Consider the following 12,620-nt stretch of genomic DNA (forward strand, 5'->3'; position numbering starts at 1 on the left):
CTGCGCTTTGGCTCAGCCCTCGTCCACGACGCGGACGAGATGCTGAACGGCAGCGATCATGCCGCGCACGGAAGGCGTATCTTCCAGAGTGCGCTGCTTGTGCATCTTGTTGAGGCCGAGGCCGACCAGCGTCGCGCGCTGTTCCTTCGGGCGGCGGATCGGCGAACCGATCTGCTCAACGGTGATGGTCTTGGTTGCTTTCTTGGCCATGGTCAAAATCCCTGGTCAGATCGACTATTCTTCAGCCGCAACGGCGGTGCCGCGGCGGGCCTGAAGGGTCGAATACTTGATGCCGCGCGCGGCAGCCACATCCTTGGGATGCATCTGGCTCTTCAGCGCGTCGAAGGTGGCACGAACCATGTTGTAGGGGTTCGACGAACCCATCGACTTGGCGACCACGTCATGCATGCCGAGCGTCTCGAAGACAGCGCGCATCGGGCCGCCGGCGATGATGCCGGTACCCTGCTTGGCAGCGCGCAGCAGAACGCGTCCGGCGCCCCAGCGTCCCTCGACGTCGTGGTGCAGCGTGCGGCCCGAGCGCAGCGGCACGAAGATCATGTCGCGCTTGGCCGATTCGGTTGCCTTGCGGATGGCTTCCGGCACTTCGCGTGCCTTGCCGTGACCGAAGCCGACGCGGCCCTTCTGGTCGCCGACGACGACGAGCGCGGCGAAGCCGAAGCGGCGGCCACCCTTGACGACCTTGGCGACGCGGTTGATGTGGACCAGCTTGTCCACCATGCCGTCATCGCGTTCTTCACGATCGCGGCCGCGGCCGCCATCCCTACGTTCCTGTGCCATATCCTGTTCCTTGTTTTTTTCCGGAAGCACGGTTGCTGATAAGATCCGGTGCCTCGCCCCGAATAAATCGGGAAACCGTCACCGGGAGCGAAAAGCTATTTTTTCCTTCGCATAATCCCTATCCGAAAAGTCTGCAACTTTTCGGGATCATGCTTAGAAGCTCAGGCCACCTTCGCGGGCGGCTTCGGCCAGCGCCTTGACGCGGCCATGATAGATGTACGGGCCACGGTCGAAGACGACTTCCTTGACGCCGGCCTTGGTGGCGCGCTCAGCGATCAGCTTGCCGATCGCGGCGGCGGCGGCGGTGTCGGCGCCGGTCTTGAGCGAACCCTTGAGGTCCTTCTCGAGCGTCGAGGCGGCAGCGATGGTGTGGCCCTTGGCGTCGTCGATCACCTGGACATAGATGTTCTTCGAGGTGCGGTGAACCGACAGACGCGGACGCTCGCCGGCGACCTTCCTGATCTGGCGGCGAACGCGCTGCGCACGGCGCTGCGTGGATTCCTTGGTACCCATGATGGTCTTCCTTGCCTTCAAAAAACGGGGGCCGCCATGTGCGGTAGGCGAAAGCGCCTCCCGCGACCGCTCCCCGCGGCGTTGCACTTCTTCAGCTTGGCCCTTTCCGAAAAGTCTTCAACCTTTCGGGACCAAGCCCACTACTTCTTCTTGCCTTCCTTGCGGACGATCTTCTCGCCAGCGTAGCGGACGCCCTTGCCCTTGTAGGGCTCGGGGCCGCGGTATTCGCGGATCTCGGCGGCCACCTGGCCGACCTGCTGCTTGTCGATGCCGGCCACGGTGATTTCCGTCGGCTTCGGCACCGTGATGGTGATGCCAGCCGGCGTCTCGTAGACGACGTCATGGCTGAAGCCAAGTGCCAGCTGCAGGTTCTTGCCCTGAAGTGCGGCACGATAGCCGACGCCGGTGATCTCGAGCTTCTTCTCGAAGCCGTCCTTCACACCCTGCAGGATGTTGACGATCTGCGTGCGCGACATGCCCCACTTGGAGCGGGCCGTCTTGGTCTGGTCGCGCGGCTGGACAGCGATCTCGCTGCCTTCCATCTTGACCAGGACTTCGTCGTTCACCACGAACTTCAGCTCGCCCTTGGGGCCCTTCGCCGTCACGGTCTGGCCGTTGACGGTCGCGGTCACGCCCTGCGGCAGCGAAACGGGTTTCTTTCCAATACGAGACATTTTGTTGTCCTCGTCACTTCTCTTGTTTCAGGTCTCTGTCTTCGGAAACGATCCGAAGACCGGATTCCACTTTGCGGTCAGCTGCCAGATCAGAAGATCTGGCAGAGGATCTCACCGCCGACGTTCTGTTCGCGTGCTTCGTGGTCGGCCATCACGCCCTTCGGTGTCGAAAGGATGGCGATGCCGAGGCCGTTGGCGACGTGCGGGATCGACTTGGCCGAAACGTAAACGCGGCGGCCCGGCTTCGAGACGCGGGCGATTTCACGCACGACCGGCGCGCCGTCGAAATACTTCAGCTCGATTTCGATTTCGGACTTGCCGTTGTCGAAGTCGGTCTGGCTGTAATCGCGGATATAGCCTTCAGCCTTCAGCACGTCGAGGACGCGGGTGCGCAGACGCGAAGCCGGCGTCGAGACACTCGACTTCTTGCGGCCATAGGCGTTGCGGATGCGGGTCAGCATATCGCCGAGAGGATCGCTCAATGACATGTTATGTCCTCCTTACCAGCTCGACTTGACCAGGCCCGGGATCTGGCCGTTATTGCCGAGATCACGAAGCGCGATGCGCGATACTTTGAGCTTGCGATAGTAGGCACGCGGGCGGCCGGTGACTTCGCAGCGGTTGCGGATGCGGATCTTGGCCGAGTTTCGCGGCATGGCGGCAAGCTTGAGCTGAGCACGAAAGCGCTCTTCCATCGGCTTGGACTGATCCATGATGATCGCCTTGAGGGCAGCGCGCTTGGGACCGTACTGGTCGGCAAGCTTGCGGCGCCTGTTGTTCTTCTCGACTGAGCTGGTCTTTGCCATTTCAGATTTTTCCTTTTCTCGCTGCCGTTACTGGCGGAAGGGGAAGTTGAAGGCCTTGAGCAATGCCCTGGCTTCGTCGTCCGTCTTCGCAGTCGTACAAACGATGACGTCCATGCCCCAGATCTGATCAACCTTGTCGTAGTTGATCTCCGGAAACACGATGTGTTCCTTGATGCCCATGGCGTAGTTGCCACGGCCATCGAAGCTCTTCGGATTCAGTCCGCGAAAGTCGCGGACGCGCGGCAGCGCGATGTTCACGAGGCGGTCGAGGAACTCGTACATGCGTTCCTTGCGCAGCGTGACCTTGGCGCCGATCGGCATGTTCTCGCGGACCTTGAAGCCGGCGATCGAATTGCGGGCGCGGGTGACGACGGCCTTCTGGCCGGCGATCATCGCCAGGTCTTCGGCGGCAACCGAAGGCTTCTTCGAATCGGCGGTCGCTTCACCGACGCCCATGTTCAGCACGATCTTGTCGAGGCGCGGAACCTGCATGTCGTTGTCGTAGCCGAACTGCTCCTGCAGCGCCTTGCGGATGGTCTCGTTGTAGACCTGCTTGAGGCGCGGCGTGTTGGTGGCAGTCGCCTGCTTGCTTTGTGCCTTAGCCATTGATGACTTCTCCCGAGCGCTTGGCGACGCGCACCTTCTTGCCGTCCTTCTGGAAGATGAAACCGACGCGGGTCGGCTTGCCATCCTTGGGGTCGGCCAGCGCGATGTTCGACAGCTGGATCGGCGCTTCCTTGGTGATGATCCCGCCCTCTTGGGACTGGGACTGCTTCTGGTGACGACGGATCATGTTGACGCCGCGCACCAGCGCGGTGTCATCCTTCGGCTGAACCGAGAGGACTTCGCCCGAACGGCCCTTGTCCTTGCCGGCCAGAACGACGACCTTGTCGCCTTTTCTAATCTTTTGCATTGGTCCGGCTCCTTACAGCACTTCAGGCGCGAGCGAGATGATCTTCATATGGTTCTTGGCGCGGAGTTCGCGCGGAACCGGTCCGAAGATACGCGTGCCGATCGGCTCTTTCTTGTTGTCGACGAGAACGGCCGCGTTCTTGTCGAAACGGATCACGCTGCCGTCCGGGCGGCGGATGTCCTTGGCCGTGCGAACCACGACCGCCTTCATCACATCGCCCTTCTTAACGCGGCCGCGCGGAATGGCTTCCTTGATCGACACCACGATGATGTCGCCCACGGAAGCGTATTTCCGCTTCGAGCCGCCCAGCACCTTGATGCACATGACACGACGCGCGCCGGAATTATCCGCCACGTCGAGGTTTGTTTGCATCTGAATCATGACTGGCCGCCTTCTTCTTTTCTAACGGGACGGGCCTCAAAGCCCCTCCCCGGTCTGTCCAAAATTCGTTGTTTACGCCCAGAGGTCAGGCTTGGTCCGAAGACACGACGATCCAGCGCTTGTCCTTGGAAATCGGCTTCGATTCCTGGATGAACACCTGATCGCCAACCTTGTGGGCGTTGTTCTCGTCGTGCGCCTTGTACTTCTTGGTCATGCGCACGGTCTTCTTCATCACGGGATGCGTGAAGCGCCGTTCGACTTTGACGACAACCGTCTTCTCGTTCTTGTCGCTGACGACGGTGCCCTGCAGAATGCGCTTTGGCATGGTTTTCGTCCTTAAGCCTTCTTGGCCGCGGACTTTTCCGCAGCGATGGTCTTGATACGCGCAATATCCTTACGGACCTGCCTCACGCGCGCGGTCTTCTCGAGCTGGCCGGTGGCCTTCTGGAAGCGCAGGTTGAACTGCTCCTTCTTCAGGCTGGCCAGGTCGTCGGTCAGCTGGTCCTGGGTCTTGGTCCGGATGTCTTCGGCTTTCATGATCAGCCCGTCCTTATTCTGCGATGCGCTGTACGAAGCGCGTCCTGACCGAGAGCTTGGCCGCGCCGAGACGCAGCGCCTCACGGGCGGTTTCTTCATTGACGCCGTCGATCTCGAACATGATGCGGCCCGGCTTGACGCGCGCCGCCCAGTAGTCGACCGCGCCCTTGCCCTTGCCCATGCGGACTTCGGTCGGCTTCGAGGTGACCGGCACGTCCGGGAAAATACGGATCCAGACGCGGCCAGCGCGCTTCATTTCACGAGTGATCGCGCGGCGGGCCGCCTCGATCTCACGCGCGGTGACGCGGTTCGGCTCAAGCGCCTTCAGCCCGAAACCACCGAAATCCAGGTTGGTGCCGCCCTTTGCGGTACCATGGATACGGCCCTTGAACTGCTTGCGGAACTTTGTGCGCTTTGGCTGCAGCATCGTTCTAACTCCAAATTCCTAAATGTCTCAGGCGTTTTCGCGACGACGACCGCGTTCGCGATCACCACCACCGCCATGCGCAGCATCACCCTCGGTCGCGCGACGCTCCGAAGCCATCGGATCGTGCTCGAGGATCTCGCCCTTGAATACCCAGACCTTGACGCCGCAGATACCGTACGCGGTGTTCGCCTCGGCCGTGCCGTAGTCGACATCGGCGCGCAGCGTATGCAGCGGCACGCGGCCTTCGCGGTACCATTCCATGCGCGCGATCTCGGCGCCGCCGAGACGGCCGGCGCAGTTGATGCGGATGCCCTCGGCACCGAGGCGCATCGCCGACTGCACGGCGCGCTTCATGGCGCGGCGGAACGCAATACGACGCTCGAGCTGCTGGGCGATCGACTGGGCGACCAGGGTCGCGTCGATTTCCGGCTTGCGCACTTCGACGATGTTGAGGTGCGTCTCGGACTTCGTCATCTCCATCAGCTTCTTGCGAAGCTTCTCGATGTCGGCGCCCTTCTTGCCGATGATCAGGCCCGGGCGCGCGGCATGGATGGTGACGCGGCACTTCTTGTGCGGGCGCTCGATCACCACCTTGGAGATCGCCGCCTGCTTGAGTTCCTTCTCAAGATACTTGCGGATCTTGATGTCCTCATGCAGCAGCTTGCCGTACTCGCCGGTGTTCGCGAACCAGCGCGAATCCCAGGTGCGGTTGATGCCGAGGCGAAGACCGATCGGATTGACTTTCTGGCCCATTATGCGGCCTCCCCTTTTTCTTCGACTTCACGAACGACGATCGTGAGGTGCGAGAACGGCTTCTCGATACGGCTGGCGCGACCACGGCCACGAGCGTGGAACCGCTTCATGACAATCGACTTGCCGACATAGGCTTCCGCCACGATCAGCGCATCGACGTCCAGGTCGTGGTTGTTTTCCGCGTTGGCAATCGCCGATTCCAGCGTCTTCTTGACCGTGCCGGAAATCCGCTTGGCCGAGAATTCGAGATCGGAAAGCGCTGTCGCGACCTTCTTGCCGCGGATCAGCGCGGCAACCAGGTTCAGCTTCTGCGGGCTGATACGGATCGTGCGCAATACGGCGCGCGCTTCGTTGTCAGCAAGCCTGCGCGGAGCTTTGGCCTTGCCCATGATTATTTCCTCTTCGCCTTCTTATCCGCGCCGTGACCGTAATAGGTCCGGGTCGGAGCGAATTCACCGAACTTATGACCGACCATGTCCTCGTTCACCGAAACGGGAACATGCTTCTGGCCGTTGTAGACACCGAAGGTGAAGCCGACGAACTGCGGCAGGATGGTGGAGCGACGGCTCCACATCTTGATCACCTCATTGCGACCACCTTCACGAACCTTGTCCACCTTCTTCAGAAGGTAGCCGTCGATGAAGGGGCCTTTCCAAATAGAACGAGTCACTTGGCGTTACCTCTTCTTAGCTCTTGCGCTGATGGCGCGAGCGCAGGATGAACTTGTCGGTCGCCTTGTTGGACCGCGTCTTCTTGCCCTTGGTCGGCTTGCCCCACGGGCTGACCGGATGACGGCCACCGGAGGTGCGGCCTTCACCACCGCCATGCGGGTGGTCGACCGGGTTCATGGTCACGCCGCGATTGTGCGGACGCTTGCCGCGCCAAACCGTGCGGCCGGCCTTGCCGTCATTGATGTTGCCGTGGTCCGGGTTGGACACGGCGCCGACGGTGGCCATGCAGGAGCCGTGAACGACACGCTGCTCGCCCGAATTGAGGCGCAGGATCGCCATGCCCTGGTCGCGGCCGACCAGCTGGGCGTAACCGCCAGCCGAACGGGCGACCTGGGCGCCCTTGCCCGGCTTCAGCTCGATGTTGTGAACGATGGTACCGACCGGCATCGAGGCCAGCGGCATCGCATTGCCCGGCTTCACGTCAACCGCTTCGCCGGCCACGATCTTGTCGCCGGCGGCAAGGCGCTGCGGCGCGATGATGTAGGACAGCTCGCCATCGTCGTACTTGATCAGCGCGATGAAGGCGGTGCGGTTCGGATCGTATTCAATGCGCTCGACCGTGCCGACGACGTCGAACTTGCGGCGCTTGAAGTCGATGATGCGGTACGAACGCTTGTGACCACCGCCGATGAAGCGGGCGGTGATGCGGCCGTGATTGTTGCGGCCGCCCGACTTGGTCAGGCCCTCGGTCAGGCCCTTGACGGGCTTGCCCTTGTAGAGGCCCGAGCGGTCGACGATGACCAACTGGCGGGTGCTCGGCGTTACCGGGTTGAATTTTTTCAGTGCCATTGTTGTTGTCCTCGCGGCCTTGCTCAGAGACCCGTCGCGACGTCGATCGACTGGCCATCGGCCAGCGTCACGATCGCCTTCTTGACGTCGCTCTGGCGGCCGATCGTGCCGCGGAAGCGCTTGATCTTGCCCTTACGGACAAGCGTGTTCACGGCCATCACCTTGACGCCGAACAGCGCTTCGACGGCGGCCTTGATTTCCGGCTTCGACGCCTTCTTGGCGACGTTGAAGACGACCTGGTTCTGCTCGGAAGCCATGGTCGACTTTTCGGTGATCGCCGGGCTGACGATCACGTCGTAGTGACGAAGGTCGGTCATTTAAAGCGCTCCTCGAGAGCCTCGACGGCGGCCTTCGAAAGGACCAGCGTGCCGCGGCGCAGAATGTCGTAGACGTTGATGCCCTGGATGGGCAGCACGTCGATGTTGGGAATGTTGGTCGCGGCCAGCTTGAAGTTCTGGTCAAGCTCTGCGCCACCAATCACCAGGGCGTTGCTCAGGCCCAGCGTCGCGAAATTCGCGATCAGCGCCTTCGTCTTGGCCTCGGTCAGCTTCAGCTCGTCGATGATGATGATCGACGCGCTCTTGGCCTTGGCCGAGAGAGCATGCTTGAGGCCGAGTGCGCGGACCTTCTTCGGCAGGTCGTGCTCGTGGCTGCGGACGACCGGGCCATGGGCCTTGCCACCGCCGCGGAACTGCGGAGCGCGTGCCGAATGGTGACGGGCGCGGCCCGTACCCTTCTGCTTGTACATCTTGGCGCCGGTGCGCGCGATTTCGGCGCGGCCCTTGGCCTTGTGCGTGCCCTGCTGCTTCTTGGCCAACTGCCAGCGCACGACGCGCTGCAGGATGTCCTCGCGGGGATCAAGGCCGAAAATCTCCTCGGAGAGTTTCACCTTGCCGGCGTCCTTGCCGCCCAGCGTTGTGATCTTGAGATCCATTATTCCGCTCCCTCTGTGGCCGGAGCCTCGTTCTTAGCAACGGCACGGATCGCGGCGGGCTTCGGCGCATTGGCCGGCAGCGCCACCTTGGCCGCATCGCGGACCAGGATCCATGCGCCCTTCGATCCGGGAACCGCACCGCGGATCAGGATCAGGCCGCGATCGGCGTCGGTCGAGACGATCTCGACATTCTGCGTGGTGACGCGGGTGTCGCCCATGTGGCCAGCCATATGCTTGCCCTTGAACACCTTGCCCGGGTCCTGACGCTGGCCGGTCGAACCGTGCGTACGGTGCGAAACCGAGTTACCGTGCGTCGCGCGGCCACCACCCATGTGGTGGCGCTTGATGACGCCCTGGAAACCCTTGCCGATCGTCGTGCCCGTCACATCGACCTTCTGGCCGGCGACGAAGTGCTCGACGGTGATCTCAGCGCCAACATCGATCATGTTGTCGGCGGAGACGCGGAACTCGGCGACCTTAGCCTTCGGCTCGACGGAAGCGGTCGCGAAATGGCCGCGCAGCGCCTTCGACGTGTTCTTCACCTTGGCGAGGCCAACGCCGAGCTGAACGGCGGTGTAGCCATTCTTCTCCTGCGTGCGCTGCGCCACGACTTGGCAGTTCTCCATCTGGAGAACGGTGACGGGAACATGTTCCCCGGCATCGTTGTAGATGCGGGTCATTCCCACCTTCTTTGCAATCACACCTGAACGCATCGGTTCAATTCCTTTAGAGTTCCGGGCCAGGGGCACCGCCCCTTACCGCGCTCTCATTCCCTTAGAGCTTGATCTCGACGTCGACGCCGGCGGCCAGATCGAGCTTCATCAAAGCATCGACGGTCTGCGGGGTCGGATCGACGATGTCGAGCAGACGCTTGTGCGTGCGCATCTCGAACTGCTCGCGGCTCTTCTTGTCGACGTGAGGCGACCGGTTGACCGTGAACTTTTCGATCCGCGTCGGCAGCGGAATGGGGCCGCGGACGTTTGCACCGGTACGCTTGGCCGTCGACACGATTTCCTTCGTCGAGGCGTCGAGCACGCGGTGATCAAACGCCTTCAGGCGGATGCGGATATTCTGTCCGTTCATGCGTCACTTCCTTGTTCTGGCGCGGCGCGGGCAACTCCCGCGCCCGCGACAGATCGGTTTAAGTCCAAATTACTCTTTGATGGTGACGACGATGCCGGCACCGACGGTGCGGCCGCCTTCACGAATGGCGAAGCGCAGCTTCTCTTCCATGGCGATCGGCACGATCAGCTCGACATCGACCGTGATGTTGTCGCCGGGNATGGCGAAGCGCAGCTTCTCTTCCATGGCGATCGGCACGATCAGCTCGACATCGACCGTGATGTTGTCGCCGGGCATCACCATCTCGGTGCCTTCCGGCAGCGACACGATGCCGGTCACGTCCGTGGTGCGGAAGTAGAACTGCGGACGGTAGTTGGTGAAGAACGGCGTGTGACGGCCACCTTCGTCCTTGGTCAGGATGTAGGCTTCGGCCACGAACTTCTTGTGCGGCTTCACCGTGCCCGGCTTGGCCAGAACCTGGCCACGCTCGACACCTTCACGGTCAACGCCGCGCAAGAGCGCGCCGATGTTGTCGCCGGCCTGGCCCTGGTCGAGCAGCTTGCGGAACATTTCCACGCCCGTGCAGGTCGTCTTGGTCGTCGGACGGATGCCGATGATCTCCAACTCCTCGCCGACCTTGACCACGCCGCGCTCGACGCGGCCGGTCACGACCGTGCCACGGCCCGAGATCGAGAACACGTCCTCGATCGGCATCAGGAACGGCTTGTCGAGCGGACGAACCGGGGTCGGGATATAGGCGTCGACCTGAGCCATCAGCTCGCGGATCGCGTCCTCGCCGATGGTCTTGTTCGAATCTTCAAGGGCGGCCAGCGCCGAACCCTTGACGATCGGAATGTCGTCGCCGGGGAACTCGTTCTTCGACAGAAGCTCGCGAACCTCGAGCTCGACCAGTTCGAGCAGCTCGGCGTCGTCGACCTGGTCGACCTTGTTCAGGAACACCACGATCGACGGCACGCCGACCTGGCGGGCCAAGAGGATGTGCTCGCGGGTCTGCGGCATCGGGCCGTCGGCGGCCGACACCACCAGGATCGCGCCGNTTGCCATGATCGACGTGGCCGATCGTGCCGATGTTCACATGAGGCTTAGTGCGCTCGAATTTACCTTTTGCCATGTGATGTCTCCATTTCCTGCTCGCCCGTGCGGGCTTTGAATTGCGTTACCGCGGCAGCTCTTTCGAGTTACGCGTATTTCTTCTGGACTTCCTGGGCGACCGCGGTCGGGACCGGCTCGTAGTGATCGAACTGCATCGTGTAGGCCGCGCGGCCCTGGCTCATCGAGCGCAGGTTGTCGACGTACTTGAACATGTTGGCGAGCGGCACCATCGCGTTGATGACGACAGCCACGCCGCGCGCTTCCTGGCCCTGGATCTGGCCACGACGGCCGTTCAGATCGCCAATGACGCTGCCGACATAATCTTCCGGCGTCACGACCTCGACCTTCATGATCGGCTCGAGCAGCTGCACGCCGAGCTTGGGTGCCGCTTCACGGAAACACGCACGGGACGCGATTTCGAAGGCCAGGACCGAGGAGTCAACGTCGTGGTAGGCGCCGTCGATGAGCGTCGCCCTGACGCCAATCATCGGGAAGCCCGCGAACGGACCGGCGCCCATGACGCTCTGGATGCCCTTTTCGACGCCCGGGATGTATTCCTTCGGCACCGCGCCGCCGACGATCTTGGACTCGAACACGAAGTCCTCGCCTTCCGCATTCGGCTCGAACACAACCTTGACGCGGGCGAACTGACCGGTACCGCCGGTCTGCTTCTTGTGCGTGTAGTCCTGCTCAAACCTGCGGGTGATCGTCTCGCGATAGGCAACCTGCGGAGCGCCGACATTGGCTTCCACCTTGAACTCGCGACGCATGCGGTCGACGATGATGTCGAGGTGCAGCTCGCCCATGCCGGAGATGATGGTCTGGCCGCTTTCCTCGTCGGTCTTGACGCGGAAGGACGGATCCTCGGCAGCCAGGCGGTGAAGGGCGAGGCCCATCTTTTCCTGGTCGTTCTTGGTCTTCGGCTCGATGGCGATCTGGATGACCGGATCGGGGAATTCCATGCGCTCGAGGATGACCGGATGCAGCGGATCGCACAGCGTGTCGCCGGTGGTCGTGTCCTTGAGGCCAGCCAGAGCGACGATGTCGCCGGCGAAAGCTTCCTCGACGTCGGCGCGCGAGTTCGCATGCATCTGCAGCATGCGGCCGATGCGCTCCTTCTTGCCCTTGACGGTGTTGTCGACCGAGATGCCCTTGGTCAGCTTGCCCGAATAGATGCGGGCGAAGGTCAGCGAACCGACGAACGGGTCGTTCATGATCTTGAAGGCGAGCATCGAAAGCGGCTCGTTATCGTCCGCATGACGCTCGATCTCGGCATCGGTCTTGGCGTCCACGCCCTTGATGGCGGGCACGTCGGCCGGCGACGGCAGGTATTCGACAACGGCGTCGAGCAGCGGCTGCACGCCCTTGTTCTTGAAGGCCGAACCGCAGAACATCGGGTAGAACTTGACCGCGATCGTGCCCTTGCGGATCAGCGAACGGATCTCGTCATTCGACGGCATCTTGCCTTCGAGGTAGTTTTCGAGGGCCGTCTCGTCCATTTCGACGGCGGCTTCGATCATCTTCTCGCGGTATTCCTCGGCACGAGCCTTGAGGTCTTCCGGGATCTCGACGACGTCCCAGGCAGCGCCCAGCGTCTCGTCGCGCCAAACAAGCGCATTCATTTCCACGAGGTCGACGACGCCCTTGAAATCGATTTCGGCGCCGATCGGCAGCTGCATGACGACAGCCTGCGCACCGAGGCGCGAGCCGATCATCTCGACCGAGCGGTAGAAGTCGGCGCCGATCTTGTCCATCTTGTTGCAGAAGATCATGCGCGGAACTTTGTACTTGTCGGCCTGGCGCCAGACAGTTTCCGTCTGCGGCTCGACACCGGCGTTGGCGTCGAGCAGCGCGATGGCGCCGTCGAGCACGCGCAGCGAACGCTCGACTTCAATGGTGAAGTCGACGTGTCCGGGGGTGTCGATGATGTTGAAGCGGTGCATCTTGCCGTCGCGACCCTTCCAGAAGGTCGTGGTCGCGGCGGACGTGATGGTGATGCCGCGCTCCTGCTCCTGCTCCATCCAATCCATGGTGGCAGCGCCGTCGTGGACTTCGCCGATCTTGTGCGACTTGCCCGTGTAATAGAGAACGCGCTCGGTGGTCGTCGTCTTGCCGGCGTCAATATGCGCCATGATACCGAAATTGCGGTAGTCTTCGATTTTGTATTCGCGGGCCATCGTAGCTGCCTC

The 12,620-nt window shown here is 62.1% G+C and carries 21 protein-coding genes and 1 pseudogene; all 22 read right to left on the reverse strand.

What is annotated here, in order from left to right; translation table 11 throughout:
- Positions 1-12: 12 nt before the first annotated feature.
- The 22 genes and pseudogenes from rpmD to fusA all read right to left on the reverse strand — a co-directional run bounded on the left by rpmD (position 13) and on the right by fusA (position 12,608).
- Complete coding sequence (gene rpmD, locus X741_RS163465) at positions 13-210, reverse strand: 50S ribosomal protein L30 (protein WP_006205449.1); 198 nt, start codon at positions 208-210, stop codon at positions 13-15.
- A 24-nt stretch (positions 211-234) separates the two neighbouring features.
- Positions 235-798: a 30S ribosomal protein S5 gene (gene rpsE, locus X741_RS163460; protein WP_006333394.1), complete on the reverse strand. Its 564-nt coding sequence runs from the start codon at positions 796-798 to the stop codon at positions 235-237.
- A gap of 153 nt (positions 799-951) precedes the next feature.
- Positions 952-1,311, reverse strand: a complete 360-nt coding sequence (gene rplR / locus X741_RS163455) for a 50S ribosomal protein L18 (protein ID WP_010909284.1) — start codon at positions 1,309-1,311, stop codon at positions 952-954.
- Between the two features lie 140 nt (positions 1,312-1,451).
- Positions 1,452-1,985: a 50S ribosomal protein L6 gene (gene rplF / locus X741_RS163450; protein ID WP_013895694.1), complete on the reverse strand. Its 534-nt coding sequence runs from the start codon at positions 1,983-1,985 to the stop codon at positions 1,452-1,454.
- An 89-nt stretch (positions 1,986-2,074) separates the two neighbouring features.
- A complete protein-coding gene (rpsH, locus tag X741_RS163445; RefSeq protein ID WP_006205453.1) occupies positions 2,075-2,473 on the reverse strand; it encodes a 30S ribosomal protein S8 in 399 nt (132 codons plus the stop codon).
- A gap of 12 nt (positions 2,474-2,485) precedes the next feature.
- The gene (gene rpsN, locus X741_RS163440) at positions 2,486-2,791 is read right to left on the reverse strand and encodes a 30S ribosomal protein S14 (RefSeq protein WP_013895695.1); all 306 of its coding nucleotides are present in this window, start codon (positions 2,789-2,791) and stop codon (positions 2,486-2,488) included.
- A gap of 27 nt (positions 2,792-2,818) precedes the next feature.
- The gene (gene rplE, locus X741_RS163435; RefSeq protein ID WP_013895696.1) at positions 2,819-3,397 is read right to left on the reverse strand and encodes a 50S ribosomal protein L5; all 579 of its coding nucleotides are present in this window, start codon (positions 3,395-3,397) and stop codon (positions 2,819-2,821) included.
- On the reverse strand, positions 3,390-3,704 hold the full coding sequence (gene rplX, locus X741_RS163430; RefSeq protein ID WP_006205456.1) for a 50S ribosomal protein L24: 315 nt from the start codon (positions 3,702-3,704) through the stop codon (positions 3,390-3,392). The genes rplE and rplX overlap by 8 nt, the downstream gene beginning before the upstream one ends.
- A 12-nt stretch (positions 3,705-3,716) precedes the next feature.
- Positions 3,717-4,085, reverse strand: a complete 369-nt coding sequence (gene rplN, locus X741_RS163425) for a 50S ribosomal protein L14 (protein WP_006205457.1) — start codon at positions 4,083-4,085, stop codon at positions 3,717-3,719.
- An 85-nt stretch (positions 4,086-4,170) separates the two neighbouring features.
- Complete coding sequence (gene rpsQ, locus X741_RS163420) at positions 4,171-4,410, reverse strand: 30S ribosomal protein S17 (RefSeq protein WP_010909280.1); 240 nt, start codon at positions 4,408-4,410, stop codon at positions 4,171-4,173.
- Positions 4,411-4,421: 11 nt separating this feature from the next.
- Entirely contained in the window at positions 4,422-4,622 is a 201-nt protein-coding gene (gene rpmC / locus X741_RS163415) for a 50S ribosomal protein L29 (RefSeq protein WP_006205459.1), read from the reverse strand.
- A 13-nt stretch (positions 4,623-4,635) separates the two neighbouring features.
- Positions 4,636-5,049, reverse strand: a complete 414-nt coding sequence (gene rplP / locus X741_RS163410) for a 50S ribosomal protein L16 (RefSeq protein WP_006205460.1) — start codon at positions 5,047-5,049, stop codon at positions 4,636-4,638.
- A gap of 27 nt (positions 5,050-5,076) precedes the next feature.
- Entirely contained in the window at positions 5,077-5,802 is a 726-nt protein-coding gene (rpsC, locus tag X741_RS163405; protein ID WP_013895697.1) for a 30S ribosomal protein S3, read from the reverse strand.
- Complete coding sequence (gene rplV / locus X741_RS163400) at positions 5,802-6,191, reverse strand: 50S ribosomal protein L22 (protein WP_006205462.1); 390 nt, start codon at positions 6,189-6,191, stop codon at positions 5,802-5,804. The genes rpsC and rplV overlap by 1 nt, the downstream gene beginning before the upstream one ends.
- Positions 6,192-6,193: 2 nt before the next feature.
- A complete protein-coding gene (gene rpsS / locus X741_RS163395; protein ID WP_006205463.1) occupies positions 6,194-6,472 on the reverse strand; it encodes a 30S ribosomal protein S19 in 279 nt (92 codons plus the stop codon).
- Between the two features lie 16 nt (positions 6,473-6,488).
- On the reverse strand, positions 6,489-7,322 hold the full coding sequence (gene rplB, locus X741_RS163390) for a 50S ribosomal protein L2 (RefSeq protein WP_013895698.1): 834 nt from the start codon (positions 7,320-7,322) through the stop codon (positions 6,489-6,491).
- Between the two features lie 23 nt (positions 7,323-7,345).
- Complete coding sequence (locus X741_RS163385) at positions 7,346-7,639, reverse strand: 50S ribosomal protein L23 (RefSeq protein WP_010909275.1); 294 nt, start codon at positions 7,637-7,639, stop codon at positions 7,346-7,348.
- On the reverse strand, positions 7,636-8,256 hold the full coding sequence (rplD, locus tag X741_RS163380) for a 50S ribosomal protein L4 (RefSeq protein ID WP_013895699.1): 621 nt from the start codon (positions 8,254-8,256) through the stop codon (positions 7,636-7,638). Before rplD ends, X741_RS163385 begins: the two co-directional genes overlap by 4 nt.
- Positions 8,256-8,969 carry a 50S ribosomal protein L3 gene (gene rplC, locus X741_RS163375; RefSeq protein ID WP_013895700.1) on the reverse strand — a complete coding sequence of 238 codons (714 nt, stop codon included), beginning with the start codon at positions 8,967-8,969 and terminating at the stop codon, positions 8,256-8,258. The genes rplD and rplC overlap by 1 nt, the downstream gene beginning before the upstream one ends.
- Before the next feature lie 61 nt (positions 8,970-9,030).
- Positions 9,031-9,339 carry a 30S ribosomal protein S10 gene (rpsJ, locus tag X741_RS163370; RefSeq protein WP_010909272.1) on the reverse strand — a complete coding sequence of 103 codons (309 nt, stop codon included), beginning with the start codon at positions 9,337-9,339 and terminating at the stop codon, positions 9,031-9,033.
- 69 nt (positions 9,340-9,408) lie between these two features.
- Positions 9,409-10,450: pseudogene (locus X741_RS01000000166165) on the reverse strand (elongation factor Tu).
- Positions 10,451-10,517: 67 nt separating this feature from the next.
- Positions 10,518-12,608 (reverse strand): elongation factor G, encoded by a 2,091-nt coding sequence (fusA, locus tag X741_RS163365; RefSeq protein ID WP_013895702.1) that lies wholly within the window; start codon positions 12,606-12,608, stop codon positions 10,518-10,520.
- Positions 12,609-12,620: the final 12 nt, after the last annotated feature.

The organism is Mesorhizobium sp. LNHC221B00 (assembly GCF_000502935.1).
In the GTDB taxonomy this organism is placed as follows: domain Bacteria; phylum Pseudomonadota; class Alphaproteobacteria; order Rhizobiales; family Rhizobiaceae; genus Mesorhizobium; species Mesorhizobium opportunistum.